General features: G+C 62.0%; 29 protein-coding genes and 1 pseudogene. 14 read left to right on the forward strand and 16 right to left on the reverse strand.

From position 1 onward, the window contains the following. Positions 1–38: 38 nt before the first annotated feature. Positions 39–740: a response regulator transcription factor gene (locus LGH82_RS16930; protein ID WP_010912942.1), complete on the reverse strand. Its 702-nt coding sequence runs from the start codon at positions 738–740 to the stop codon at positions 39–41. A gap of 342 nt (positions 741–1,082) precedes the next feature. On the opposite strand from LGH82_RS16930, the gene LGH82_RS16935 reads away from it, so the two are divergent. From LGH82_RS16935 to LGH82_RS16945, 3 genes are all read left to right on the forward strand, one after another. Continuing rightward, entirely contained in the window at positions 1,083–2,693 is a 1,611-nt protein-coding gene (locus LGH82_RS16935; RefSeq protein WP_227343835.1) for a phosphoenolpyruvate carboxykinase, read from the forward strand. Positions 2,694–2,779: 86 nt separating this feature from the next. After that, positions 2,780–3,217: an alternative ribosome rescue aminoacyl-tRNA hydrolase ArfB gene (gene arfB / locus LGH82_RS16940; protein ID WP_227343836.1), complete on the forward strand. Its 438-nt coding sequence runs from the start codon at positions 2,780–2,782 to the stop codon at positions 3,215–3,217. A gap of 81 nt (positions 3,218–3,298) precedes the next feature. Next, positions 3,299–3,916, forward strand: a complete 618-nt coding sequence (locus LGH82_RS16945; protein ID WP_227343837.1) for an alpha-ketoglutarate-dependent dioxygenase AlkB family protein — start codon at positions 3,299–3,301, stop codon at positions 3,914–3,916. A 116-nt stretch (positions 3,917–4,032) separates the two neighbouring features. On the opposite strand, the gene LGH82_RS16950 is transcribed toward LGH82_RS16945, so the two are convergent. The 11 genes from LGH82_RS16950 to hisB all read right to left on the reverse strand — a co-directional run bounded on the left by LGH82_RS16950 (position 4,033) and on the right by hisB (position 11,614). Then, positions 4,033–4,722, reverse strand: coding sequence for a class I SAM-dependent methyltransferase (locus tag LGH82_RS16950; RefSeq protein WP_227343838.1), 690 nt, complete (start codon positions 4,720–4,722; stop codon positions 4,033–4,035). Next, entirely contained in the window at positions 4,722–5,759 is a 1,038-nt protein-coding gene (locus LGH82_RS16955) for a glycosyltransferase family 2 protein (protein ID WP_227343839.1), read from the reverse strand. Before LGH82_RS16955 ends, LGH82_RS16950 begins: the two co-directional genes overlap by 1 nt. Positions 5,760–5,832: 73 nt before the next feature. Continuing rightward, positions 5,833–6,792 carry a type I pantothenate kinase gene (gene coaA / locus LGH82_RS16960; protein ID WP_227343840.1) on the reverse strand — a complete coding sequence of 320 codons (960 nt, stop codon included), beginning with the start codon at positions 6,790–6,792 and terminating at the stop codon, positions 5,833–5,835. Between the two features lie 21 nt (positions 6,793–6,813). Continuing rightward, complete coding sequence (locus tag LGH82_RS16965) at positions 6,814–7,137, reverse strand: phosphoribosyl-ATP diphosphatase (protein ID WP_227349613.1); 324 nt, start codon at positions 7,135–7,137, stop codon at positions 6,814–6,816. 71 nt (positions 7,138–7,208) lie between these two features. Continuing rightward, a complete protein-coding gene (gene hisF / locus LGH82_RS16970) occupies positions 7,209–8,003 on the reverse strand; it encodes an imidazole glycerol phosphate synthase subunit HisF (protein ID WP_227343841.1) in 795 nt (264 codons plus the stop codon). Next, complete coding sequence (locus LGH82_RS16975; protein ID WP_227343842.1) at positions 8,000–8,836, reverse strand: arginase family protein; 837 nt, start codon at positions 8,834–8,836, stop codon at positions 8,000–8,002. The genes hisF and LGH82_RS16975 overlap by 4 nt, the downstream gene beginning before the upstream one ends. Continuing rightward, entirely contained in the window at positions 8,833–9,582 is a 750-nt protein-coding gene (gene hisA, locus LGH82_RS16980; protein WP_227343843.1) for a 1-(5-phosphoribosyl)-5-[(5-phosphoribosylamino)methylideneamino]imidazole-4-carboxamide isomerase, read from the reverse strand. The genes LGH82_RS16975 and hisA overlap by 4 nt, the downstream gene beginning before the upstream one ends. A 4-nt stretch (positions 9,583–9,586) precedes the next feature. Continuing rightward, positions 9,587–9,877: a DUF1330 domain-containing protein gene (locus LGH82_RS16985; RefSeq protein ID WP_227343844.1), complete on the reverse strand. Its 291-nt coding sequence runs from the start codon at positions 9,875–9,877 to the stop codon at positions 9,587–9,589. Positions 9,878–9,882: 5 nt separating this feature from the next. Continuing rightward, complete coding sequence (gene hisH, locus LGH82_RS16990; protein WP_227343845.1) at positions 9,883–10,533, reverse strand: imidazole glycerol phosphate synthase subunit HisH; 651 nt, start codon at positions 10,531–10,533, stop codon at positions 9,883–9,885. A 1-nt stretch (position 10,534) separates the two neighbouring features. Further along, the gene (locus LGH82_RS16995; RefSeq protein WP_227343846.1) at positions 10,535–11,011 is read right to left on the reverse strand and encodes a DUF2628 domain-containing protein; all 477 of its coding nucleotides are present in this window, start codon (positions 11,009–11,011) and stop codon (positions 10,535–10,537) included. A gap of 3 nt (positions 11,012–11,014) precedes the next feature. Further along, the gene (gene hisB, locus LGH82_RS17000) at positions 11,015–11,614 is read right to left on the reverse strand and encodes an imidazoleglycerol-phosphate dehydratase HisB (protein WP_227343847.1); all 600 of its coding nucleotides are present in this window, start codon (positions 11,612–11,614) and stop codon (positions 11,015–11,017) included. A gap of 241 nt (positions 11,615–11,855) precedes the next feature. On the opposite strand from hisB, the gene hslV reads away from it, so the two are divergent. From hslV to LGH82_RS17025, 5 genes and pseudogenes are all read left to right on the forward strand, one after another. Continuing rightward, a complete protein-coding gene (gene hslV, locus LGH82_RS17005) occupies positions 11,856–12,407 on the forward strand; it encodes an ATP-dependent protease subunit HslV (protein WP_227343848.1) in 552 nt (183 codons plus the stop codon). Between the two features lie 50 nt (positions 12,408–12,457). Beyond that, positions 12,458–12,982 (forward strand): GNAT family N-acetyltransferase, encoded by a 525-nt coding sequence (locus LGH82_RS17010; protein ID WP_227343849.1) that lies wholly within the window; start codon positions 12,458–12,460, stop codon positions 12,980–12,982. 4 nt (positions 12,983–12,986) lie between these two features. Further along, positions 12,987–13,585: pseudogene (locus LGH82_RS17015) on the forward strand (DUF2585 domain-containing protein). Between the two features lie 4 nt (positions 13,586–13,589). Next, on the forward strand, positions 13,590–14,903 hold the full coding sequence (hslU, locus tag LGH82_RS17020) for an ATP-dependent protease ATPase subunit HslU (RefSeq protein WP_227343850.1): 1,314 nt from the start codon (positions 13,590–13,592) through the stop codon (positions 14,901–14,903). 163 nt (positions 14,904–15,066) lie between these two features. Next, on the forward strand, positions 15,067–16,026 hold the full coding sequence (locus LGH82_RS17025; protein ID WP_227343851.1) for a DUF1402 family protein: 960 nt from the start codon (positions 15,067–15,069) through the stop codon (positions 16,024–16,026). Positions 16,027–16,168: 142 nt separating this feature from the next. On the opposite strand, the gene LGH82_RS17030 is transcribed toward LGH82_RS17025, so the two are convergent. The 4 genes from LGH82_RS17030 to LGH82_RS17045 all read right to left on the reverse strand — a co-directional run bounded on the left by LGH82_RS17030 (position 16,169) and on the right by LGH82_RS17045 (position 19,751). After that, positions 16,169–16,975 (reverse strand): 3-methyl-2-oxobutanoate hydroxymethyltransferase, encoded by an 807-nt coding sequence (locus LGH82_RS17030; RefSeq protein WP_227343852.1) that lies wholly within the window; start codon positions 16,973–16,975, stop codon positions 16,169–16,171. Between the two features lie 79 nt (positions 16,976–17,054). Then, entirely contained in the window at positions 17,055–18,284 is a 1,230-nt protein-coding gene (locus LGH82_RS17035) for an NAD(P)/FAD-dependent oxidoreductase (protein ID WP_227343853.1), read from the reverse strand. Between the two features lie 4 nt (positions 18,285–18,288). Then, on the reverse strand, positions 18,289–18,603 hold the full coding sequence (locus LGH82_RS17040) for a MocE family 2Fe-2S type ferredoxin (protein WP_227343854.1): 315 nt from the start codon (positions 18,601–18,603) through the stop codon (positions 18,289–18,291). 41 nt (positions 18,604–18,644) lie between these two features. After that, positions 18,645–19,751, reverse strand: a complete 1,107-nt coding sequence (locus LGH82_RS17045; protein ID WP_227343855.1) for a fatty acid desaturase family protein — start codon at positions 19,749–19,751, stop codon at positions 18,645–18,647. 173 nt (positions 19,752–19,924) lie between these two features. On the opposite strand from LGH82_RS17045, the gene LGH82_RS17050 reads away from it, so the two are divergent. From LGH82_RS17050 to LGH82_RS17075, 6 genes are all read left to right on the forward strand, one after another. Next, on the forward strand, positions 19,925–20,956 hold the full coding sequence (locus tag LGH82_RS17050; RefSeq protein WP_227343856.1) for a LacI family DNA-binding transcriptional regulator: 1,032 nt from the start codon (positions 19,925–19,927) through the stop codon (positions 20,954–20,956). A gap of 300 nt (positions 20,957–21,256) precedes the next feature. Next, the gene (locus LGH82_RS17055) at positions 21,257–22,198 is read left to right on the forward strand and encodes a sugar ABC transporter substrate-binding protein (protein WP_227343857.1); all 942 of its coding nucleotides are present in this window, start codon (positions 21,257–21,259) and stop codon (positions 22,196–22,198) included. Between the two features lie 114 nt (positions 22,199–22,312). Continuing rightward, a complete protein-coding gene (locus LGH82_RS17060) occupies positions 22,313–23,389 on the forward strand; it encodes an ABC transporter permease (protein ID WP_227343858.1) in 1,077 nt (358 codons plus the stop codon). Between the two features lie 2 nt (positions 23,390–23,391). Next, complete coding sequence (locus tag LGH82_RS17065) at positions 23,392–24,159, forward strand: ATP-binding cassette domain-containing protein (RefSeq protein ID WP_227343859.1); 768 nt, start codon at positions 23,392–23,394, stop codon at positions 24,157–24,159. Between the two features lie 114 nt (positions 24,160–24,273). After that, complete coding sequence (iolG, locus tag LGH82_RS17070; RefSeq protein WP_227343860.1) at positions 24,274–25,275, forward strand: inositol 2-dehydrogenase; 1,002 nt, start codon at positions 24,274–24,276, stop codon at positions 25,273–25,275. Positions 25,276–25,305: 30 nt separating this feature from the next. Next, positions 25,306–26,100, forward strand: coding sequence for an SDR family oxidoreductase (locus LGH82_RS17075; RefSeq protein WP_227343861.1), 795 nt, complete (start codon positions 25,306–25,308; stop codon positions 26,098–26,100). The last annotated feature ends 92 nt before the right edge of the window (positions 26,101–26,192 follow it).

Here is a 26,192-nt window from a genome sequence, read left to right on the forward strand (position 1 = left end):
TCTATTTCGATGCATATCGTCGTGCGGCATGCACCAACTCATGCTTCGCGGAACCGGTATCCGACTCCGTAAAGGGTTTCGATCATCTCGAAGTCGTCATCGACGGCCTTGAACTTCTTGCGCAGCCGCTTGATGTGGCTGTCGATGGTGCGGTCATCGACATAGACCTGCTCATCATAAGCCGAATCCATCAGCGCATCACGGCTTTTTACGACACCGGGACGCTGCGCCAGCGAATGCAGGATCAGGAATTCGGTGACGGTGAGCGTCACCGGCTCACCTTTCCAGGTGCAGGTGTGACGCTCCTGGTCCATGACAAGCTGGCCACGCTCGAGCGAACGCGCCTGCTGGCTGGGCGCCTTGGCCGCAGCCTCGCGAGCACTGGCACGGCGCAGCACGGCGCGCACCCGCTCGACCAGGAGACGCTGCGAAAAGGGTTTGCGGATAAAATCGTCGGCACCCATCTTGAGGCCGAAAAGCTCGTCGATCTCATCATCCTTGGAAGTCAGGAAGATCACCGGCAGGTCGGATTTCTGGCGCATCCGGCGCAGCAATTCCATGCCGTCCATGCGCGGCATCTTAATGTCGAGGATGGCGAGATTCGGCGGGCGCGCGGCCAGCCCCTCCAGCGCCGACGCACCATCCGTGTAGGTTTCGACGCGATAGCCCTCGGATTCGAGAGCGATCGACACCGACGTCAGAATGTTGCGGTCGTCATCGACAAGCGCGATTGTTGCCATTTCAAGCGGCTCCCTCATGAGCTGTCCCTTCTTTCGTCGAGAAGGGGCTTTTGCAGGACAAATTAGGTACAAAATGTGGCATAGGCTTCAGCCGCTGTCACGAACGGCATGATGGCGACCACAAACGTACCTCGACATGGATTGGACGAATAAACGCCGCCAATCCTTTGGGCAACCACCGGACTTTTTGCACATATAAACGATTTAAACAACTTTCAAATTTTTTAAATCGATTAATGATTTGATATCATTCGGCTTTTCTGGTTCTGACCCTTCCAGCCCCGCGGCGGGCTGCCGGGAATTCACCGGCCACGATGCGGCAAATCGAAGAAGGGACACTTGATGTCGGAAGCCGGCAAACGCAATTTAGCCTGCGCGATCGATCGGATCGGCCTGAAAACCACAGGCGTCGTGCGCTATAATTTCGGCGCGGCCGCGCTTTACGAGGAAGCGATCCGGCGCAACGAGGCCCGGCTGACCGCGCAGGGCGCGCTGATGGCCGAAACCGGCCAGCACACCGGCCGCTCGCCGAAGGACAAGTTTGTCGTGCGCGATGAGGCCACCGGCCCGCATGTGTGGTGGGACAACAACAAGTCGATTTCGCCGGCCCAGTTCGAAACGCTGCTCGCCGATTTTCGCGCCCACGCGGCGGACAAGGACCTCTATGTGCAGGATCTGGTCGGCGGCGCCGACGCGGAGCTGAAGCTGACGACAAGGGTCGTCACCGAACTGGCCTGGCATTCCCTGTTCATCCGCAATCTGCTGATCCGCCCGGAGGCCGCCGAGCTCGAGCATTTCGTGCCGGAGATGACGATCATCGACCTGCCGTCGTTCCGCGCCGACCCGGCCCGCCACGGCAGCCGGACCGAAACGATCATCGCCGTCGACCTTTCGCGCAAGATCGTGCTGATCGGCGGCACCTCCTATGCCGGCGAGATGAAGAAGTCGGTGTTCACCATGCTCAACTACCTGTTGCCGGCGAAGGGCGTGATGCCGATGCATTGCTCGGCCAATGAAGGCGACAAAGGCGACGCAGCCATCTTCTTCGGGCTTTCCGGGACCGGCAAGACGACGCTGTCGGCCGATCCGTCACGCACGCTGGTCGGTGACGACGAGCACGGCTGGGGGCCGCACGGCATCTTCAACTTCGAAGGCGGCTGCTACGCCAAGACGATCAAGCTCTCGGCGGAAGCCGAGCCGGAAATCTTCGCCACGACGCAGCGTTTCGGCACGGTGCTGGAGAACGTGATCCTCGACGCCGACCGCGTGCCTGATTTCAATGACGGCCGGCTGACCGAAAACACGCGCTGCGCCTATCCGCTGGACTTCATCCCCAACGCCAGCAAGACCGGGCGCGCCCATCATCCCAAGAACATCATCATGCTGACCGCCGACGCCTTCGGCGTGATGCCGCCGATCGCGCGGCTGACCTCGGCGCAGGCGATGTACCATTTCCTTTCCGGCTACACGGCCAAGGTGGCCGGAACCGAAAAGGGCGTGACCGAGCCCGAAGCGACGTTCTCGACCTGCTTTGGCGCGCCGTTCATGCCGCGCCATCCCTCGGAATACGGCAATCTGCTGCGGGAGCTGATTGCCCGCCATGGCGCCGATTGCTGGCTGGTCAATACCGGCTGGACCGGCGGCGCCTACGGGACCGGCAGGCGCATGCCGATCAAGGCGACGCGGGCACTGCTCGCGGCGGCCCTCGACGGCTCGCTCAAGACGGCGGAATTCCGCACCGACGCCAATTTCGGTTTCGAAGTACCGACGGAAGTTCCCGGTGTCGATGGCGCGATCCTCGACCCGAGGTCGACCTGGGCCGACAAGGCAGCCTACGACCGGCAAGCGGCAAGGCTGGTCGGCATGTTCACCGTCAATTTCGAAAAATTCGAAAGCCATGTCGATGCCGCCGTGCTGGGCGCCGCGCCTGGCATGCGGGAAGTTGCCGAGTAACGATCCCCCGGCAGTCCGAGGTTCACAGCAAGGCCCGGTTTCGATCGGGCCTTTTCTTTTTCCAGCCGCCGCGCCATGACTGCATCATGAGTGCCGACGATACGATCATCATTGCCAATGGCGCGGTCATCCATCCGGATGACCTGCATGAGGACTTCATCCGCTCGTCGGGTCCGGGCGGCCAGAACGTCAACAAGGTGGCGACGGCCGTGCAACTGCGCTTCGACGCGGCGAATGCGCGGGGCCTGTCGGAGCGCGTGCGCGAGCGGACCATAAAGCTGGCCGGCCAGCGTGCCACCAAGGACGGCGTCATCGTCATCGAGGCCGGGCGCTTCCGTACGCAGGAACAGAACCGTGCGGATGCACGGGCGCGGCTTACAGCACTGGTGGCCAAGGCGGCAGAGCCGCCACCGCCGCCGCGCAAGAAGACCAGGCCATCGAAAGGGTCCGTCGAACGCCGCCTCAAGACGAAGGCCGGGCGGTCGACGGTGAAAAAGCTGCGCGGCAGGATCGGCGACGACTGAGCGAGGCTTTTCGGCTCGTCGCTCGCTCATCTTCATGGCATCCTTGGTTCTCGCACCACCAATCGGACCGTCGTTCAGACCATGCTCGTCCTGCCCAAAGGCGTCCGCCATATGCCCGGCTACTTGTCGCGTGTCGCGCAGGAGGCGCTTGTGGAGGATGTGAGACGGGTCGTGCAGGAAGCGCCCTTGTTCGTGCCGGCGATGCCGCGCACCGGCAAGGAGATGAGCGTGCGCATGACCAATTGTGGTCCGCTCGGCTGGGTCACGGACAAGGAACGCGGCTATCGCTACCAGCCGACGCACCCGCTGACCGGGTCGCCCTGGCCGTCGATCCCCGAGGCTCTGCTGGAACTGTGGCGGCAAGTGTCTGGTTATCCGCATGCACCCGAGGCGTGCCTGGTCAATTTCTACACCGGAGACGCCAGGATGGGACTGCACCAGGACCGCGACGAGAGTGACCTTTCCGCGCCTGTCGTCTCGGTTTCGCTGGGAGACGACTGCCTGTTCCGGGTCGGCCAGACGACGCGCGAAGGGGCTACCCGGTCGTTCAGGCTGAAGAGCGGCGATGTCGTGGTGCTCGGCGGTGAGGGCCGCCTCTGCTTCCACGGCGTCGACCGCATCTATCCATCGACTTCCGCCTTGCTGAAGCATGGCGGGCGGATCAATCTGACGCTGCGGCGGGTGACGCTACCTGCTTGAAAGAGGCTGTCCTTGACCCCGATCAGAGCTTCCGGAACGCAAAATGCTCAACAAGATGGGCCACCGCTTTCGCGCAGCTCGAAACGGGCACGATCAGGCGCGGCCAACCAGCGATATCAGGCGCGCGCGCTGCAGGCATATTGAGCCCCGAATGGTAACTTCGAAAAATGCCGCTCGATCGTGCGTAGCGCGGGATGCTCGAAGGGAAACAGCAGGAAATGCTCCCTGGCTATGTCCGAAAAGCCCTGGGATCGAAAAAGACTCTCGGCCGCACCGGGCCTGATCAGCACGGCATCGGCATCGAACGGACACCGCAACACGGCAAGGCGCGTCATCGGATTGAACGGGTTATGTTCGATTACGCAGGCAATTCCATTTGGCCGCAGGATCCGCTTCATCTCCGAGAAGAAGGCCGGCCAACCGGCAGGCGGCACGTGGTGGACCACGCAGATGGCGAATGCGAGATCAAAGCTGGCGTCTGCGTAAGGGAGTTTTGGCCCTTCGTAAGCGGAATAATCGACCCAGGAATTGTCCTGCCGTGCCCGCGTGATTGATTCACTCGAAACGTCGCACCCACTGAGTTTTGGAAGAAATTGCTTCAGAAAGGGATGAAGCGCGCCCACGCCGCAGCCGACATCAAGAGCACGGACGGGCCTCTCGCCGCAAAGCCCGCGCTCGTTGATCAGGCGTGCGAGCAGGTCTGCCTTGGCTTTCAGGAAGAAATCATGTTTCAGCCCGGAAAAGCGGATCGAATCCTGTACCGCATCATTGTACGTCGACTTGTAGGCGTCGAAGAGGTTTGCCATCAACCGAACTTCCTTTGCTCATTGATGGCCTTTGCCGTTTCTTCACTTAAGCGCCCGGCATGAGCTGCTATCGTCTCTTCGAAGCCGGTCAACCGATCGACGACGTATAGCGGCCGCCGCTTCACTTCGGCATGAATACCGCCGACATAGAGGCCGATCACTCCGGTCATGAAAAGATTGATGCCCGAGAAGAAGGAGACAATGACGACTGTCGAAGCCCAGCCGTGAACAACGCCGGCATCGAACAGCCAGGCAAATACGGCGAAAACCCCAAGGCAGGCAGCCATGCCAGAAATCGCCAAACCGCCCCAAAGTGCGATGCGCAGCGGTTTTTCGGAGAAGCTTACGATGCCATGGACGGCGAGCCGCAACATCTTCCAGAAGGGGTATTTGGTCTCGCCCGCAGCACGTGCCGGCCGCTCGAACAGAACGGCTGTCTGCTTGAAACCCATCCAACCAAACATGCCGCGCACGAAGCGGTCGCGTTCCGGCATGCGCTTGAACGTCTCCAGGGCCTTGCGACCAACAAGACGAAAATCGCCGACGTCGCGCGGGATGGCTACCAAGGTCATTTTTTCCAGAAACCGGTAAAACAGGTTCGCCGTCAAGCGCTTGAACAGCGTCTCACCGTCCCGCCTGATCCGGCGGGCGTAGACGATCTCATATCCTTCCTTCCACTTGGCGATCAGGTCGAGCACGACTTCAGGCGGGTCCTGCAGGTCGGCGTCCATGACGATGACGGCTTCGCCGGCAGCGGCATCCATGCCAGCTGAAATCGCGATCTGGTGGCCGAAATTGCGCGACAATTCAATCAGCTTGAAGCGTGGTTCCTGGGCTGCCATTCCACGCAGGTAGATGACGCTGGTGTCGCTGCTGCCGTCGTCGACAAAGATGGCCTCGGCGTTGGCGTCCAGCGCGTCGAGCAGCATGGTGATGCGCCGAATGAGCAGCGGAAGGACTGCTTCCTCGTTGAAAATCGGAATAACCAAAGAATAGACCGCGCGTTCGCGACTTGCGGCATTGTTCGCATTGAACACAGGCTGCTCCCGACACCCGCTAAATTGCATCGGAGACTAGTCCGGATTGCCTAAGGTGCCGTTAACCGCGTTGTTACAACTTCCTGAGCGCCACTTCCTCGACCAGATGGTCGGCGCCCTTACGCAGGATGAGATCGGCGCGGGCGCGCGTCGGCAGGATGTTCTCGCGCAGGTTCTTCAGGTTGATGTTGGTCCACAGGCCTTCGGCGATGGCGCGCGCCGAATCCTCCGACAGCTGCGAGTAGCGATGGAAGAAGGAGTCCGGATTGCGGAAGGCGGTTTCGCGCAGCCGCATGAAGCGGGCAATGTACCAGTGATGGATCAGATCCTCGTCGGCGTCGATATAAATGGCGAAATCGAAGAAGTCCGACAGGAAAGGCACAATCTTGCCGTCCTGAGGCAGCTTGCCGGGCTGCAGCACATTGATGCCTTCGAAGATCAGGATGTCGGGTCGGTCGATGGTGACGAACTCGCCGGGAATGACGTCATAGGTCAAGTGCGAATAGACGGGAGCGCGGATATTGCGCTGCGCCGACTTGATGCCTGACAGGAAACGCAGCAGCGCGCCGACGTCATAGCTGTCGGGAAAACCCTTGCGTTCCATCAGATTGTCGCGGCGCAGTACCTCGTTGGGAAGCAGGAAGCCGTCGGTGGTGATGAGATCGACCTTGGGGCTCGACGGCCAGCGCGCCAGCAATTCCTTGAGCACGCGCGCCGTGGTCGACTTGCCGACCGCGACGGAACCGGCAATGCCGATGATGAACGGCGTCTTGACGATATCGATGGCGTTGAAGAAGGCCTGGCGCTGCCGGAACAGAAGCTGGCTCGCCTCGACATGGGCGGACAGGAGCCGCGACAGCGACAGATAGATGCGCTTGACCTCCTCGAGGTCGACAGGGTCGTTGAGCGACCGCAAGCGGCGGAACTCGTCCTCGCTCAACGTCAGCGGCGTGTCGGCGCGGAAGTGCGACCACTGCTCGGCCGAGAAGAAACGAAAGGGCGAATATTTCTCGGTGGGAGCGAGCTGGTCCATCGAGTCTTCTACCTCCCGCGATCAGCCCTGCGGCCGGGATGCCTTTTCGGCGATGCCAGAACGGCCCGTGCGGGCTTCAAGCTCCTTGAGCACATCGCTCAACGGAACGCCCGCAATGCCGAGAACGACGAGCCAATGATATATGAGATCGGCGCTTTCCGAAACGAGGCCCTGCTTGTCGCCCTTGACGGCGGCAATCACGGTCTCGACCGCCTCTTCACCGAGCTTCTGCGCCGCCTTGTCGATGCCGCGCGCGAACAGCTTTGCCGTCCATGAATCCGGGTCACCGGAATGCGCGCGTTCCCGGACGATTTTTTCAAGATCGGAGAGCGAAAACTCGGTCATAGCCGCCATCTATCTGCTTGTTTAAGCATGATCTTTTCCGAAAACCGGTTCCCACTTTCCGGGGTCATGCTTTAAGACCGATTACCAAGGGAGTCCAGCCGCATCGGCAGACCGGCCTCGGCCATATGCGCCTTGGCCTGCGCTATGGTGTAGGTGCCGAAATGGAAGATGGAAGCCGCCAGAACCGCGCCGGCATGGCCATCGCGGATGCCTTCGACCATGTGGTCGAGTGTACCGACGCCGCCGGACGCGATGACCGGCGCGCGCACCGCATCGGCGACCGCACGGGTCAGCGCAATGTCGTAGCCGGCCTTGGTGCCGTCGCGGTCCATCGACGTCAAAAGGATTTCGCCGGCGCCGCGATCGACCATCTGGCGCGCGAATTCGATCGCATCGATGCCGGTCTTCTCCCGCCCGCCATGGGTGAAAATCTCCCAGCGGTCGGCCTCGCCGGTGCCGGAGACTTTCTTGGCGTCGATGGCAACGACGATGCACTGGTTGCCGAACTTGTCGGCGGCTTCAGCGACGAAATCCGGGTTCTTCACCGCCGCCGTGTTGATCGACACCTTGTCGGCGCCGGCCAGCAGCAGCTTCCTGATATCGGCGATCTGGCGCACGCCGCCACCGACGGTCAGCGGCATGAAGCATTGTTCCGCCGTGCGGGCGATGACATCGAAGATGGTTTCGCGATTGTCCGACGAAGCGGTGATGTCGAGAAAGCAAAGCTCATCGGCGCCGGCGGCGTCATAGGCCTTGGCCGCTTCCACGGGATCACCGGCATCGATCAGGTCGACGAAATTGACGCCCTTGACGACGCGACCATTCTTGACGTCGAGACAGGGAATAACGCGAGCCTTCAGCATCACCTGGCCTCTATGGTCGTGAGCAGATCGTTCAGCAGCTGACCGACCAGCGGCGGAACATCCGCCTGCGCGTCGAATGCCGGATCATAGGCGGAGATGGTGATGCCAACCAGCGGCACCGAAAGCGCCATGCTGCAAGCCGCCTGGCGCAACTGTTCCGGAGCGGGGCCGCCGGGATCAGCGTAACGGTTGGCCTGGAGTTTCTCGGGATCATGGACATCGAGGTCGATATGCATATGCACTCGCTTCGCCCCGGCGCTCTTCAGCCTTTCAGCCGAACTTGCCGCATTCGGGCATTCCGTCCGGATGATGGGCAAGCTCTCCAGCAACTGCGTTTCCGCTGGATCGAGGTCGCGCGCATTAAGGAGCACGCAGCGCGAGGGATCGATCGGCTGGAAGCCGGGAACGGCCTTGGCCATCGGCCCCCAGCACAGTCCCAGAACCGTTGCCAGCGCCATGCCGTCGAGAAAGCCGGTTGTGGATGTCTCGGGCGTGTTGAGGTCGCCATGCTGGTCGGCCCAGATGATCGCGTCCGCGCCTTCGCCCGCCACCGCGCCGGCTGATGTCAGGCAATTTCCAGCGAGAACGATGGGAAACCGCCCTCTGTCGCGGGCAATACGGACTTCGCCCGACACGGCATTGCAAACCGCGAAGCCAGTGGCGATCTCGCGCTCCTGCCCATCGCCCAACCTGCCGATATCCCCGACGGAAACCTCGTGTCCGGCAAGTGTCAAGGCTTCGACGAGCCCGCCGGCGATGAGCGCATCCGGACCCTGACCACAGCCGCCGTGAAAGTGGCCGCTGTCATACGACGCCAGGATAATCGAGATTTTCACGCTGTCGTCTCCGCTACTGGCCTGCCACGCAGGATCGCCAGCGCCTCGGCCGGGTCGATGCGTCCGTCGTAGAGCGCGCGGCCGGAGATCGCGCCTTCGAGCTTTTGGGCATCGGGCATGGTCATGCGCACGATGTCGGCGATCGAAGCGAGGCCGCCGGAAGCGATGACCGGGATCGACACCGCCTCGGCGAGATCGATGGTGGCGTCCCAGTTGATGCCCGTCAGCACGCCATCGCGATCGATGTCGGTGTAGATGATTGCGGCGACGCCGGCGCCCTCGAATTTCTTCGCCAGTTCGATGACGCCGAGGCTCGACACCTCGGCCCAGCCCTCGACCGCCACCTTGCCGCCCTTGGCGTCAATGCCGACGGCGACCTTGCCGGGAAATGCCTTGCAGGCCTGTTTGACCAGGTCGGGATCGCGCACCGCGACAGTGCCGAGTATGACGCGCGCAAGGCCGCGATCGAGCCAGTCCTCGATTTGCGGCAGAGTGCGGATGCCGCCACCAAGCTGTACCGGATTCTTCGTCGCCTTGAGGATGGCGCCGACCGCCGCGCTGTTGACGCTCTGGCCCTGGAACGCGCCGTTGAGATCGACGACATGCAGCCACTCGAAGCCCTGCTCCTCGAAGGCCTTGGCCTGAGCTGCCGGATCGTCATTGTAGATCGTCGCGGTCGCCATATCGCCGTGCTTCAGCCGCACGCACTGGCCGTCCTTGAGGTCTATCGCTGGAAAAAGGATCATCCGTTCAGGCACCCTCGACGATGACGAAATGGCCGGTCGAGGCGACAAGCCGGAATTTCGAGGCCTGCTGGTATTCGGGCGAATGGTAGCACTCGACCGCCTTGTCGTAGGATTCGAACTCGACCAGCACGTGGCGATTGCCGGTCGGTCCTTCCGGATTCTCATGGCGGCCGGCCCGCACGGCAAACTTGGCGCCATACTTCGCAAACGGTACGGCATTGGCCTCGATGTACTGCTTGTAGACCTCGGGATCGCGGACATCGATCATTGCCATCCAATAGCCCCTCTTGCTCATGGTCCTCAGGGCCTCCAGCGCAGGAAATTGGTGATCAGCGCCAGGCCCAGGGCCTGGCTCTTTTCGGGATGGAATTGCGTGCCAACCAGATTGTCGCGAGCGACGGCGGCCGTTACCGGGCCGCCATAATCGGCCACCGCCAGCATCTCTTCGGGCTTCAGCGCATCCAGATGGTAGGAATGGACAAAATAGGCGTGCAATCCGCTCGCGCCAGTCGGGATGCCGGAAAACAGCGGATGCTTGCGGCAGAGCTCAATCGTATTCCAACCGATCTGCGGGATCTTCAGCGCCGGATCGGCCGGCGTGATCTCCTTGACGTCGCCGGCAATCCAGCCAAGGCCGTTGGTGACGGTCTTCTCCAAGCCACGCTGCGACATCAGCTGCATGCCAACGCAAATGCCGAGGAACGGCCGGCCCTTGGTGATGGCGACTTCCTCGACCGCGTCCCACATGCCATCGACGGCGCGCAAGCCAGCCGCGCAGTCGGCATAGGCGCCGACGCCGGGCAGGACGATGCGGTCGGCGGTTCTGACACGCTCGGCATCGGCGGTCAGCTCGATCGCGGCGGCAATACCGGCTTCGCGCGCGGCGCGCTCAAAGGCCTTGGTGGCCGAGCGGAGGTTGCCCGAACCATAGTCAATGATGGCAACCCGCATCTCAGTGTTTTCCCGGTGTGTGGGTCAGCCCAAGAGCCATGCCCATCTGCGCTGGGCGCGCCAGGGCGGCATCAGGAACGATCCGTTGCGCCGGCGCCCGTTCAACCGACGGGGTGTCGGTTTCCAGCGTATAGCGCGTGTCGGCGTCATCGAGCCAGCTGGCGGCGACCACGCCCCATTCATGCCAGCCGCGGCGGCGAAGCGAGGCGATGCGCAGGCCCTGCCCCTCCAGGCCGACATAGAACGACACGAGCAGCGACAGCAGCGAGCCGGCCAGCCCGAGGCCGAGCCATTCGCCAAGCATCGAAAGAATGCCCATGACGACAAAGGTCAGCCCGGCTTCGACCCACAGTCTGTGCCAGGCGAGCCAGAGCGGCGGCACCAGGAAACCGAGCCAGGTGAAGCCGTCGCGAACAAAGGTCGTCGTGTCGACCTTTTCGCTGCGGCCCGGCGGCTCCATGACGACATAGCTGGCCATGGCCTATCCCTTCAGAGAGCCCTTGGTGGAGGGAACCGCGTCCGGCTGGCGCGGATCGCGTTCGAGTGCGGCGCGCAGCGCTCGCGCAACCGCCTTGAAGCAGGTCTCGGCGATATGATGGTTGTTGGCGCCATAGTGGTTGGTCACGTGCAAGGTGATCCCGGCATGCTGCGACAGCGCCTGGAAGAATTCGCGCACCAGTTCGGTGTCGAACGTGCCGATCTTCGGCGACGAAAACGAAACATTCCAGACCAGGAAAGGACGGCCGGAAACATCGACCGCCGCGCGCGTCAGCGTCTCGTCCATGGCAAGATCGATCGAGGCGTAGCGCATGATGCCGCGCCGCTCACCCAGCGCCTTGGCCAGCGCCTGACCGAGCACGATGCCGGTGTCCTCGACCGTGTGGTGATCGTCGATATGCAGGTCGCCCTTGGCCTTGACGGTCATGTCGATCAGCGAATGACGCGACAGCTGGTCCAGCATATGGTCGAAGAAGCCGACGCCCGTCGCCATGTCGGACTTGCCCGATCCGTCGACATGGACAGACACGGAGATATCCGTTTCCCTGGTCTTGCGGCTGACTTCGGCGGAACGGGGCGACATGACCTTGTCCTTGTCCCAGAGTTTTAGAGCTTCAAGCGTTTCAGGGCTTGAAGCGTTCCATGCTTGAAAACGAGAGCCTTCTAGCAGCATGATCCGGCGATTGCCAGTTGCCATGCCGGACGGTATCGAGCCCTTGCGCATGGTCGTTTGCAATCGTTGGTCCCGTGCATACATATGGCCGATCATAGTCACTCGTAACGCGCCAATTGCCTACCGGGGATGGCGCGAATCGGAGCAGTAGATGTCGAATGAACTGACCATGCACGCCACGACGATCGTGACGGTGCGCAAGGGCGGCAAGGTGGTGATCGCCGGTGACGGCCAGGTGAGCCTGGGCCAGACCATCATGAAAGGCAACGCCAGGAAAGTGCGCCGCATCGGCAAGGGCGGCAATGTCATCGCCGGTTTCGCGGGCGCCACCGCTGACGCCTTCACCCTTCTGGAGCGGCTTGAGGCCAAGCTCGAACAATATCCCGACCAGTTGACGCGTGCCTGCGTCGAGCTCGCCAAGGACTGGCGCACCGACCGCTATCTGCGCCGGCTGGAGGCGATGATGCTGGTTGCCGACAAGTCGGTCTCGCTGGCGCTGACCGGCAATGGCGACGTTCTCGAACCGGAACATGGCGTCATGGCCATCGGCTCGGGCGGCAATTATGCGCTGGCGGCCGCAAGGGCGTTGATGGACACCGACAAGGATGCCGAGGAGATCGCCCGCAAGGCGATGCAGATCGCATCCGAAATCTGCGTCTACACCAACAACAATTTCGTCGTCGAAACGATCGATGCCGCCTGAAGCGGCCGGCCATGGTCCCGAAAAGTGGAAGTCGGTTTTCGGAAGAGGCCATGGCCCAACCAGAACATAACTATGATTTTCGGCCGGTGACCGAAAGGGACCTGCCGATGATCGCGGCATGGCTGGCCGAGCCTGAAGTCGCCGAGTGGTGGGACGACCCGAAGAAAGAGATCGCCCGAATCCGTGAGCATATCGACAGCATCTCGGTCGAGCCGCTGATCGTCGAACTCGAAGGCAAGCCGATCGGCTACCTGCAAAGTTACGACCCGCATATGGAAGACGGCCATCCCTATGCCGACCAGCCGTTCGGCACGCTGGGCATCGATCTGTCGATCGGCCGACCGGAACTGATCGGGATCGGCCACGGCTCGGCCATCGTGCGCCAGTTCGTCGAGCAACTGTTCGAGGAAGGCGCGCCGCGTGTCGTCATGGACCCAAGCCCCGCCAACGGTCGAGCTATCCGCGCTTATGAAAAGGCCGGCTTCAGCATCGTCGACCGAAGGCAATCGGAATATGGCGATGTCGTGCTAATGGCTGTCGATGCCGAAGAGGGCGACGCGGAAGAGGAAGCATGACGGCATGACCACATCCGGCGAGGACAAAAACGTCTCGGCCTATGAAGACACCTGGCGGATGGGGCTGCTGATCGCTCTCGGCCTGATCCTTTTCCAGGCTGTCACGCTCTACCTCATGGGCCACCCGCCGATCTGCACCTGCGGCTATGTCAAACTCTGGCATGGCGTGGTGAACAGCTCGGAGAATTCCCAGCATATTTCGGACTGGTACACGTTCTCGCACATCATCCATGGTTTCCTGTTCTATGCGCTGGCGAGGTTCCTGTTCCCGAACTCGCCGATCGGCCTCAGGCTGGCATTCGCGGTTGCCATAGAAGGCGGCTGGGAACTGCTGGAGAATAGCCCGTCATCATCGAGCGCTACCGCGCCGGCACGATCTCGCTCGACTACTACGGCGACAGCATCATCAATTCGGTGTCCGACACACTGGCCATGATGCTGGGATTTGTGATGGCGCGAAGGCTACCTATATGGGTGGTCGTCAGCCTCGCCATCCTCTTCGAACTCGGTACCGGCTATCTGATCCGGGACAATCTGACACTCAACGTGATCATGCTGCTGCATCCGTTCGAGGCCATCAAGCAGTGGCAAAGTGGAATTTAGTGACATGAGCACCTTCTCTCCCCGCGAAATCGTTTCTGAACTCGACCGCTTCATCATTGGCCAGAAGGACGCCAAGCGCGCCGTGGCCATTGCGCTACGCAACCGCTGGCGGCGCCAGCAGCTGGAAGGCCAGATGCGCGAAGAGGTGATGCCGAAGAACATCCTGATGATCGGGCCGACGGGTGTCGGCAAGACCGAGATCTCGCGCCGCCTGGCGCGCCTTGCCGGTGCGCCTTTCGTCAAGGTCGAGGCGACCAAGTTCACCGAGGTCGGCTATGTCGGCCGCGACGTCGAGCAGATCATCCGCGACCTCGTCGAGATCGCCATCGGCCTGGTGCGCGAGAAGATGCGCGAGGACGTCAAGGCGCGCGCCCATGTCAACGCAGAGGAACGCGTGCTGGAAGCGCTTGTCGGCAAGACGGCGAGCCCGGCCACCCGCGATAGCTTCCGCAAGAAGCTGCGCGACGGCGACCTCGACGACAAGGAGATCGAGATCGAGGTGGCCGATACCGGCAATGGCGGCATGCCCGGCTTCGATATCCCCGGCATGCCGGGCGCCAATATCGGCGTGCTCAACATCAACGACATGCTGTCGAAGGCGATGGGCGGCAAGAAGACCAAGTCGCGCAAGACCACGGTGAAGGAATCCTACGCGCTGCTTGTCAACGACGAATCCGACAAGCTGCTCGACCAGGACGAGGTGGTGCGCCGGGCGCTGGAGGCGACCGAGAATGATGGCATCGTCTTCCTCGACGAGATCGACAAGATCGCGTCGCGTGAAGGCGGCATGGGCGCCGGCGTTTCTCGGGAAGGCGTGCAGCGCGACCTGCTGCCGCTGATCGAAGGCACCACGGTGGCAACCAAGTACGGATCGTTGAAGACCGACCACATCCTGTTCATCGCCTCGGGTGCGTTCCACGTCTCGAAGCCGTCCGACCTGTTACCGGAATTGCAGGGCCGCCTGCCGATCCGAGTCGAGCTGCGGGCGCTGGAGAAAGACGATTTCGTCCGCATTCTGACCGAGACCGAGGCGAGCCTGATCAAGCAATATATCGCGCTGATGAAGACCGAGGGCGTCGACCTGACCTTCACCGAAGACGCCATCGATTCGCTGGCCGGCATCGCCGTCGACCTCAATGCCAGCGTCGAGAATATCGGCGCAAGGCGACTGCAGACCGTGATGGAACGGGTGCTGGACGAGATTTCGTACGACGCGCCCGACCGCAACGGCACGTCGGTCACCATCGACGCCGCCTATGTGGAAAAGCATGTCGGCGACCTGGCGAGAAACACGGATTTGTCGCGCTTCATTCTTTGAAGGACGGCAACAACGGCAGCGCCGGGCTTGCTCCGGCGCTCCTATTCGATGTGTGGCCAAATGGAAGCAACTGGGCAGCTTTTGCCTTGCGGGGGCCATGCAGCCCTCGACTCCCCTGGCGGCTTTACCTAGTTTGCCCCGCAAGACTTACAGGCGGCGGCGCATGAAGAAACTGATCCTCGTCATCCTTGGCTTGACGCTCGCGGCGACGCTGTTCGCCGCGGAAGCGGCGACGATGGTGCCGCCAGGAAACCGCAATGCCGAGCAGCCCGAGATACCCGGCGCCTCGAGCCGGCGCACGCAGGCGACCAACACCACTTTCCAGGCGAAATATCGCAAGGTCTACGCGCTGCTGCAGAACGACGCCGATCTTCGCAACAAGATCAGGAAGTCGGCAGCCGCCTATGGCATCGATCCCTTGCACATCGTCGGCGCAATCGTTGGCGAGCATACCTACAATGTCGACGCCTACGACCGGCTGCAGACCTACTACGTCAAGGCGATCTCCTATCTGACCAGCAAGCTATCCTTCGCCTACAACGGCGAGGACATCACCGATTTCGTGCAAAGGCCCGAATTCAAGACATGCGCTGGAATGTCGGACAGCTATGATCTGTGGGCATGTCGCGAGCAGGTGTGGAACCATGCGTTTCGGGGCAAGAATGTCGGCGGGGAGAATTTTCCCGACGACCGTTTCGGCGCCACTTTCTTCCAGCCCTACTACGCCGGCCAGACCTTTGGCCTCGGCCAGCTCAATCCCCTGACCGCCCTGCAGATGAGCGATCTGGTGCACCGGATTTCCGGCCTGCCCAAGCTCGACGTCAGCGACCCCAACGCCGTCTACAAGACCATCATGGATCCAGACCTGACGCTGCCCTATGTGGCCGCGACGATCAGGAAATCGATCGATGCCTACAAGAGCATTGCCGGCTTCGACATATCCGGCAATCCCGGCCTCACCGCCACGCTCTACAATGTCGGCAACCCGGAACAGCGCGCCTATGCGCTGAAGGCCGAGAACGACAGGCGCCGCGCCGCCGGCGAACCGGAAAAACTGCCGGAGGAGAATTACTACGGCTGGCTGGTCAACGACAAATTGCCGGAGCTCAAGGCGCTTTTCTAGAGCTTGTTCAATCCAGATGGAATCGGGATGGAACAGGCTCTATCTTCTTGTTTGAGCATGATCTCTGGACAAACGGGAACCGTTTGTCTGGGAAAACCGGTTCCCACTTTTCGGGATCATGCTCTAGCCTGCAGCCGCGTGCCTATCGTTGGGTCTCTAAAAACGCTGCGAATTTGCGTAGTTCTTCCGCGTCGGCTCCGACAATGTGCCGCGGCGCCGGATACGCGCCGGACTGGATATCGTCAGCATATTCGCGAAAGGCCGCGACGCGCTCGTTCTGGATGCGATCATATTCGGCCGCGAGGTCGCGGTAGCGCTTGGCATGGCGCGGATAGCGGCCGCGATTGGTGCCGAGCACGTCTTCCGAGAACAGGTACTGGGCGTCGCAACCGGCACCGGCGCCCATCGATACCATGATCAGCGGCGTGCGCCGCGAGATCGCGCTTGCGACTTCGGCCGGCACCACCTCGATCTCGGCGGCGAAAGCGCCGGCGGCTTCCAGGTCCTTGACCTGCCTCCAGATGAAGGCGGCGCTCTCGGCGGTCTTGCCGACCGCCTTGAACCCGCCGGTCCAGGTTGCATGCGCCGGGATCAGGCCAACATGGCCGCAGACCGGAATATGCTCGTCGCGCAACCGGCGGATGGTCAGCAGGCTGGCGGAGCAATACATGGCGTCGGCGCTGGCCGCGCGCAGCTTCACCGCCGTGCGCAGGATTTCGTCGGTGGTCGCGCCCATTTTTGCCTGCTCGTCTCCAGGGATGGCGAAACAGGTTGGCGCCGCGTCGCGAAACCGTGGATCAAAAATGAGGTCATAGGTGACCGAAATGATGTCGATGCCGGCCCGTTCGGCCGCCTCCGCCTCTTCAAGCGAGAACACCCGCAATTTGGAAAGCTGGCGCTTGCCCTTGAGCGACTGCAGGTCGGCGACCGTCGGTCTCGTGCGTGACATTGTTTTCCCCTCAATTTTTGTTTGACCATGACCTTGTCGGAAAACCGGCTTCCACTTTTCGGGATCCTGGTCTGGTGGCTCAAGCCGCCAGCAGCGATTTCAGCTTGACCTCTTGCGAGCCAAGTGCATCCGGGGCGGGTTTCGCTCGCTTGCCGATCAGCATCTCGGCCAGTCTGATATCGCGGGCGACCGCGTTGCCGGGGCCGATGCCGCTGGCCGCGACCAGCCTGCCGTCCTCGGCTAGATGAAACAGGATGAAGGCACCGTCGCCGAGATCGCGGCGGACAACGCTGCTTCCCTCATCCGAAAGGCCGGCGATCTGCAGGGTGAGCCCGTATTGATCCGACCAGAACCACGGCACGGCCGCATGCGCTTCACCCGCGCCGAGCATATTCCTGGCCGCCAGAGCGCCCTGCTCCTGCGCATTGCGCCAGGCTTCCAGCCGCACGCGGCGGCCGCCATAGACGGCGAGCGGGAACGAACAGCAGTCGCCGGCGGCGAAGATATCGGGATCGCCGGTACGAAGCTCGGCATCGACGGCGATGCCGTTTTCGATCGCCAGGCCGGCCTCGGCGGCGAGAGCGGTCACCGGCACGGCGCCGATGCCGATGATAGCAAGGTCGGCGACGACATCCCGGCCGCCGGTCAGCGAAATACGAACCTCGGCCCCATCATCGGCGATGGCCGCGATGCCGTCGCCGCACAATATGTCCACGCCCTCGGTGACATGCGCCTGATGGATGATTTCCGCGATCTCGGCCGGCACGCCCCTCATCAGGATGCGTGGCTGCGCCTCGATGACCGTGACATCAGCACCCAGCTTGCGCGCGGCCGCCGCCAGTTCCAGGCCGATGAAGCCGCCGCCGACAATCGCGATGCGGTTGCCGGACTTCAAGTGGGCCCGGATGGCCAGCGCGTCGGCGAAGGTCCTCAGATATACGCAGCGCGAACCCAGGCCCGGAATCGGCAGCTTGCGCGGCGTCGAGCCCGTCGCCAGCAGCAGCTTGTCGTAGGCGAGGACCGAGCCATCGGACAGGCGCAGCGCGTGCGCGGCGCGGTCGATCGCCACGGCCTGGACGGAATGGATGTGCCGGATCGAACGCTGCGCCAGCACTTCGTCGCTGGCGATCGCCTTGATGGCGGGCGCATCACCGATCATCGCGTCCTTGGACAGCGGTGGCCGCTCATAGGGCAGGTGCGGCTCGTCGCCGACCAGCGTCACCGGTCCGTCATAGCCGAGGTCGCGCAGCGCCAAGGCAGCTCGCCCGCCGCATTCGCCGGCGCCGATGATGACCATCCCCTTCGTCATGCCATCACCCGATCTGGACGAGGACTTTGCCGGCGTCGACCTTGACCGGATAAGTCCTGAGGTTGACGCAGACCGGCGCGCCCCGGGCCGCACCCGTCTTGTAGTTGAAGCGGCCATTGTGCTTGGGGCATTCGATGATGTCGTCCATCACCAGGCCGTCGGCCAGATGCACCTTCTCATGCGTGCACAGCCCGTCCGTGGCGAAGAACTCGTCATCCGGCGAACGGTAGATCGCGAAGGTGCGGCCGCCATGGTCGAACCGCATCACATCCTCTTCGTCGATATCCGTGGCGTCACACGCCTCGACCCAGTCGCTCATAAATCCTCCCGGTAGAATCCTGCGCCCGCTTCGGGCTCATGTCATTCCGCCGCTATCGCGGCGTCGTTGTGAAAATCCTCGCGATACGGCTTGGCGGTCGGCGGCAGCTCGCGCTTGATGAAATAGTCTTCGTTGCGCAACTGGCGCAGGAAGGCGGGGATCATTTCGCGATAGCCGGCGAGGATTGATGGCGTCGGCGCCGGCAGATCGTGCTTGATCAGCGCGTGCAGCTTCGGCAGCGCATGATAGGGCACCATCGGGAACATGTGATGCTCGACGTGATAATTCATGTTCCAATAGATGAAGCGGCTGATCGGATTCATGTAGACGGTGCGGCTGTTGAGCCGATGGTCGGTGACATTCTCGGCCAGGCCGCCATGCTGCAACAGGCCGACCATCACATGATGCCAGGCGCCATAGAGCCTCGGCAGGCCGACCAGCATCAGGGGCAGGAATGAGCCCATATAGAAAGCCAGCCCAATGGTGGCGGCATAGATTGCCGTCCAGATGCGGGCGATGCGGATCGCCTTTGGCTGTTCCTGCTCGGGAATGAAGGTCTTTTCCGCCGGGCTGATGATGCCGGCGGCGTTGCGCACCATGTCGCTCATGGCGCGCCAGGCGTCGAGCACGCCGACGAAGCCGAGGACGACACGCAGCAAATCCGGCGGCCGCATGACGGAAATCTCGGGGTCGCGGCCGACGATGATCGTGTCGGTGTGATGGCGCGTATGACTCCAGCGCCAGGTCACCGGGTTGCGCATGATCATGAAGCAGGCGATCTGATAGATCACATCATTCATCCACTGCGTCCTGAAGGCGGTGCCGTGGCCGCATTCATGCCAGCGCGAATCCGTCGAGGAGCCGTAGAGGACGCCATAGACGAAGAAGAACGGCACACACCACCAGGTGCCCCAGAACCAGATGCCACCGGCAGCGCTCAAGATCAGGGCGGCGAGCCAGATGATGGTGTCGCGGATCGCCGGACCGTCGGAACGCTGCATCAGCTCCTTCATCTGCTTGCGCGGAATGTCGGTGTGATACCATTCCGCCGCCGACAGTCCGTTTTCGACGGCAAGCTTCGCGTCACGACCGATCAGGCTGTAATCGCGCCGTGACGGCGTTGCGGATGCGGATAATGTTGCTTCCATCGTGACTGCCTCCGTCGGGCACGACCTCCGTGAGGGCGAACGCCCTGCATCACAGGAGCTTATTCCCCACAAAATAACGCCAAGCGATGATAGGTTCAATATCAGAAAGATAGTTTCTATCATTTCCCATCATAATGATGTATTGCTGGGTCAGGCAATCAGGCAGGAAACTCATGTCGAAACGGCCGACCATCACAGATCTGGCGCGCATCTCAGGCGTGAGTGTCGCCACCGTCGACCGGGTTCTCAACAATCGCCTGCCGGTGCGCGAGGACACAGCGCGCCGCGTCTACGAGACCGCGACCGCGATCGGCTATCACGCCGCCGGGCTGATCAAGCAGCGTATGCGCCACGAACTGCCGGAGTACCGGCTGGGCTTCCTGCTGCTGCGCCGGGAAGACGTCTTCTACAGCGAATTCGCCCGGGAGCTCGACCTGGCCGTGTCCCAGACCCAGCGCTTTCGTGGCGTCGCCACCATCGACTTCGCCGATTCGCTGGCGCCCGACGAGATCGTCGAGCGGATGCGCAAGCTGGCGGCAAAATCCAGGGCCGTTGCCCTGGTCGGGCCGGATCATCCGACGCTGACGGTCGCCGTCGAGGCCTTGAAGGCCAAAGGCATGCCGGTGTTTTCCCTGCTTTCCGACTTCGCGTCTGGAATTCGCGAGGGCTATGTCGGACTCGATAACCGCAAGGTTGGGCGCACCGCGGCCTGGATGATTTCGAAGGCGGCGAGGCGGCCTGGCAAGGTCGCGTTGTTCGTCGGCAGCCACCGCTTCCACGGTCACGAGATGCGCGAAATCGGCTTTCGCTCGTTCTTTCGCGAGCAGGCGCCGGAATTCACCTTGCTCGAAACCCTTGTCAATCTGGAAGCCAACCAGATCACGCACGACGCCATCATCGATCTTCTGGAAGGCCATCCAGACCTGGTCGGCCTCTACGTCGCCGGCGGCGGCATGGAGGGCGCGGTCTCGGCACTCAGGCAGGCAAAGCCCGCCGAGATGCCGGCGGTCGTCTGCAACGAGATCACCGCACAATCACGCGCGGCCCTGGCCGACGACATCCTGACGATGGTGATCTCCACGCCGCTGTCGGCCCTTTGCCGTGAACTCGTCGCGCTGATGGGTCACGCCCTTGAAGCAGGTGCCGCGAATGCGCCAGGGCAGACGTTCCTGCCCTTCGACATCTACCTGCCGGAAAACATCTAGCGCCGGGCACTCCTGCCCTCCAGGGCGGAGAGCAAACTGTCGAACAGGCCCCGAGAATCCGACACCCGATTTCGGAATCGCCCTTGACGCCTTGCCGCGAAATGGAATAAATATTTCACCAACTAGGTATTTTGGTTCTTTCGTTCCGGGAACAGATGTTTCAAACAGAAGGCTTGGCGTTCCAGCCAACGTGAAGGACGCCGTCCGGAGCAAAAGCGAAATCGGGAGAGATTCCCCGGGCGACCGGGGATTCCGGCTAGATCGGTGCAACCGGACACCAAAATGTGGAGGAGAAACACAATGAAGAAACTGATTTTGGGCGTCGCCTTCGCGGCGCTGATGAGTTCGTCCGCTTTTGCCGCGAAGATCGGCGTTTCGATGGCCAAGTTCGACGACAATTTCCTCACCGTGCTGCGCAACGGCATGATCGAGCAAGCCAAGGGCATGAGCGGCGTGGAACTGCAGGTGGAGGACGCGCAGAACGACGTCGCCAAGCAGCTTGACCAGATCAAGAATTTCGCCGCTTCGGGCGTCGATGCGATCATCGTCAATCCGGTCGATACATCGGCCACGCAAGCAATGTCCGACGCCGCGGCCGCAGCCAAAATTCCGCTGGTCTATGTCAATCGCGAGCCGGTCAATGTGAATACGCTGCCGGCTAACCAGGCCTTCGTCGCTTCGAACGAGGCCGATTCCGGGACGCTCGAGACCAAGGAAGTCTGCCGCCTGTTCAAGGCAGCCGGCAAGAAGGAAGCCAATGTCTATGTGATCATGGGCGAGCTTTCCAACCAGGCCGCCGTGCAGCGCACCAAGGACATTGACGACGTGATCGCCACGCCGGACTGCAATTTCATCAAGATCATCGACAAGCAGACCTCGAACTGGAACCGTGACGAGGCCCAGAACCTGATGACCAACTGGCTGTCGACCGGCAAGAAGTTCGATGGCGTGATCGCCAACAACGATGAAAGCGCCATTGGCGCGATCCAGGCCATGAAGGCGGCCAACATCGACATGAAAACCGTTGTCGTCGGCGGCGTGGACGCCACCCAGGACGCGCTCGTGGCGATGAAGGCGGGCGACCTCGCCGTGACCGTGTTCCAGGATGCGGCAGGCCAGGGCGCGGGCGCGCTCGACGCGGCGCTGAAGCTCGCCAAGGGCGAGAAGGTCGACCACAAGGTCTACGTCCCCTTCCAACTGGTGACGCCGGCCAACATCGACAAGTTCATGAAGAAGAACTGAGGCTGCAAGCAGCTCGACACGGGGCGGCGCAGGAAACCATAGCGCCGCTCCTCTTCTCCCTCCTCGCCTGAACAGGTGGCCAGGGACGACCGCAGCTTTTGGAGGATGGAAGACGTGGCACAGTCATCACATGGCGTCGGAGGGCTTACCTATGACGCGAAGAAACGCACATGGCCTGCCGAGTTCAATGTTTTCCTGGCGCTCGTCATCCTGGTCATTGTCTTCGAACTGATCGGCCGGATCTTTCTTGGCGACAGTTTCCTGTTCAACACCCGCAGCGACGTCAGCGGGATCTTCAACGAGGCGCGGCTGCAGATCATCATCCTGCAGGTTTCGATTGTCGGCATCATCGCCATCGGCGTGACGCAAGTGATCATCTGCGGCGGCATCGACCTTTCCTCGGGATCGATCGTCGGCGCCACGGCAATGATCGCCATGAGCTTCGCCCAGGTGGCGACGGTCAACGGAAACCCTAACCCCAAGGCAATGTTCCTCGCGCAAGGCTGGACCGACCTGCCGGTCATCGTGCCGCTGCTGGTCGCCATCGGTTGCGGCCTGCTGGCCGGCCTGGTCAACGGCACGTTGATCGCCTACACGCGCATTCCGCCCTTCATCGCTACTCTCGGCATGATGGTGACGGCGCGCGGCATCGCCAAATGGTGGTCCAAGGGACAGCCGATCTCATTTCCCACCGACAGTTTCGCCGCGATCGGCAAGGGCCTGATGCCCGTCATCATATTCCTGTCGCTGGCGGTCCTGTTCCAGCTGATCATGACCTACACAAAATACGGAAAGCACAGTTACGCCATCGGCTCCAATGAGGACGCCGCGCGCATGTCCGGCATCAAGATCGCCAACCACAAGATCCTTGTCTACGTCATCGCCGGCATACTCGCCTCGCTCGCCGCCGTGGTGCTGAGCTCCAAGAACCTCACCGCGCAGTCCGGCATGGGTGTCATGTATGAACTCGACGCGATCGCCATGGCGGTCATCGGCGGCGTCTCGCTGTCGGGCGGCCGGGGTTCGATCATCGGCACGGTGATCGGCTCGCTGATCTTCGGCGTCATCATCTCCGGCTTCACCTTCCTGCGCCTCGACGCCTACTACCAGGAGATGGTCAAGGGTGTGATCATCGTCGGCGCGGTCGTTCTCGACCAGTGGCGTCAACGCGTACGGGCAATGAGGGCTTGACCATGTCAGACATCGTCCTGAAGACCGAAAACCTCACCAAGCATTATGGCGGCGTGCATGCGCTGGTGGGGGCGAACTTCGAACTGCGCAAGGGTGAGCATGTCGCCATCATGGGCGACAACGGCGCCGGCAAGTCGACCTTCGTGCGCCAGATCACCGGTGTCGAGCAACGCACCAGCGGCAAGATGTGGTTCGACGGCAAGGAAGTGAATTTCGCCGGGCCGATCGAGGCCCGCACGGCGGGCATCGAGACCGTGTTCCAGAACCTGGCGCTGGCGGATGATCTCGACGTTCCTTCGAACCTGTTTCTAGGCCGCGAAAAGGTGCTGTTCAATCTCGGGCCGTTTTCGATCCTCGACCGCAAGTACATGCGCAAGGCGACCGAAGCGGCACTGGTCCGCACGGCGGTGAAGATCCCCAATCTGTCGAACACCATCCGCCACATGTCGGGCGGACAGCGCCAATGCGTGGCGATCGCCAGGACCGCGACCTTCGCGTCCAAGCTGATCATCATGGACGAGCCCACGGCCGCCCTTGGCGTGCAGGAGACGGCGCAGGTCGAGAACATCATCCGCACGCTGAAGGAGAATGGCGAGCCGCTGATCCTGATCAGCCACAACATGCGCCAGGTGTTCGACCTTTGCGACCGCGTCGTCGTGTTCCGCCGCGGCCGCATCGTCGCCAATCTGCGCAAGCAAGATACAGATGGGCAGGATATCGTCTCCTACATCACCGGCGCCAAGACCGGGGAGGCTGAACTCGCGGCTTAGCCGGGCGCGGAGGCGGGGTCATCGTCTCCCTGTCGATGTTGCTTGACCAGAAAAATCACCTGCGCCCGTGACCGGCGCCGACAGCTCGCTTGAAACCATCCCAAAGGACATTCCATGACTCTCCGCTTCGCCCTCCTCGGTGCCGGCCGTATCGGCAAGGTCCACGCCCGTGCCGTGGGTTCCAACCCGCAAGCCAAACTGGTCGCCGTCGCCGACGCCTTCGAGAAGGCGGCAAAAGAGCTGGCCTCGGCCTATGGCGCCGAGGTGCGAACCATCGAAGCTATCGAGAAGTCCAATGACATCGACGCCGTCGTCATCTGTACGCCAACCGACACCCATGCCGACCTGATCGAGCGTTTCGCCAAGGCCGGCAAGGCGATCTTCTGCGAGAAGCCGATCGACCTGAGCGTGAAGCGCGTGGAAAAGTGTCTGGCCGTGGTCGAAAAGGCCAAGGCGACGCTGATGGTCGGCTTCAACCGCCGCTTCGATCCGCATTTCGCCGCCGTGCGCAAGGCGATAGACGACGGAGCCATCGGCGCCGTCGAAATGGTCACCATCACCTCGCGCGATCCCGGCCCGCCGCCACTCGACTATATCGCCCGCTCGGGCGGCATTTTTCGCGACATGACCATCCATGACTTCGACATGGCGCGCTTCCTGCTCGGCGAGGAACCTGTCGCGGTCAGCGCGCATGCCTCGGTGCTGGTCGACAAGAAGATCGGCGCGGCCGGCGATTTCGACTCGGTCAGCGTCATCCTCGAGACGGCCTCGGGCAAGCAGGCCATCATCTCCAACTCGCGCCGCGCCACCTATGGCTATGACCAGCGCATCGAGGTGCATGGCTCGAAGGGCATGATAGCTGCCGAGAACCAGCGGCCCGTGTCGATCGAACTGGCCAACGAGAAGGGCTATACGCGGCCGCCGCTGCACGACTTCTTCATGACCCGCTATCTCGACGCCTATGCCAATGAGATCGCCGCCTTCATCGCAGCCGCGACGTCAGGCAAGAAAGCCGCGCCGAGCGGAACGGACGGGCTCATCGCGCTTCGGCTGGCGGATGCCGCGCTGAAGTCGGCGACGTCAGGCAAGACCGTTCGCCTCGACGCTGCAAAGTAAGAACCGGAATCCGAACCAGGGAGCAGAGCGATGAGCGCATCCGCCGATCGCAATTCACAAACACGCGCCATCGTCACCGGCGGCGCGCAAGGCATCGGCTTCGCCGTCGCCCAGGCATTGGCCGACGAGGGCTGCCGGGCGCTGGCGCTCATTGGCCGCTCGCAGGAGAAAGGCGACAAGGCTGTCGCCCATTTCAAGAAAGCGGGCGTCGACGCGATCTTCATCAGCGCCGATGTTTCAAAGGTGGCGGATTGCAAGCGTGCTGTTGCAACCGCGATCTCGCATTTCGGCACGATCAACGCGCTGGTCAACGCCGCCGCCACGTCGGCACGCGGTTCGCTGGTCGATACCAGCGAAGAGCTTTTCGACATGACCTTCGACACCAATGTGCGTGGCCCGTTTTTCCTGATGCAGGGCGTGGTGGCGCATCTGCTGGACCGGAAAGCGCCGGGCTCGATCGTCAATGTCCTGTCGATGTCGGCGCATTGCGGCCAGTCGTTCCTGACGCCCTATTCCACAAGCAAGGGCGCGCTGATGACGCTGACCAAGAACGTCGCCAATGCCTATCGCTTCAACCGCATCCGCTGCAACGCGGTGCTGCCCGGCTGGATGGACACCGAGGGCGAAGCGATCGTCCAGAAGAAATGGCATGATGCGCCGGATGATTGGCTGGCAAAGGCGGAAGCAGCGCAGCCGATGGGCCAGTTGGTGAAGCCGGATCAGTTGGCGCGTCTGATCAGTTATATGATCAGCCCGCAATCGGGCGTCATGACCGGGTCGTTGGTCGACTACGACCAGAGCATTGCAGGGTCGTCGCCGGAGTAGCATCGGCCGAGTAGCATCATCAGGCACGTGACAAACGCTTCGGCTTCGACTATATGAGCCGCATGATCCATCTGACCGCCACGTATTGGTAC

This window comes from Mesorhizobium sp. PAMC28654 (assembly GCF_020616515.1).
Lineage (GTDB): Bacteria > Pseudomonadota > Alphaproteobacteria > Rhizobiales > Rhizobiaceae > Mesorhizobium.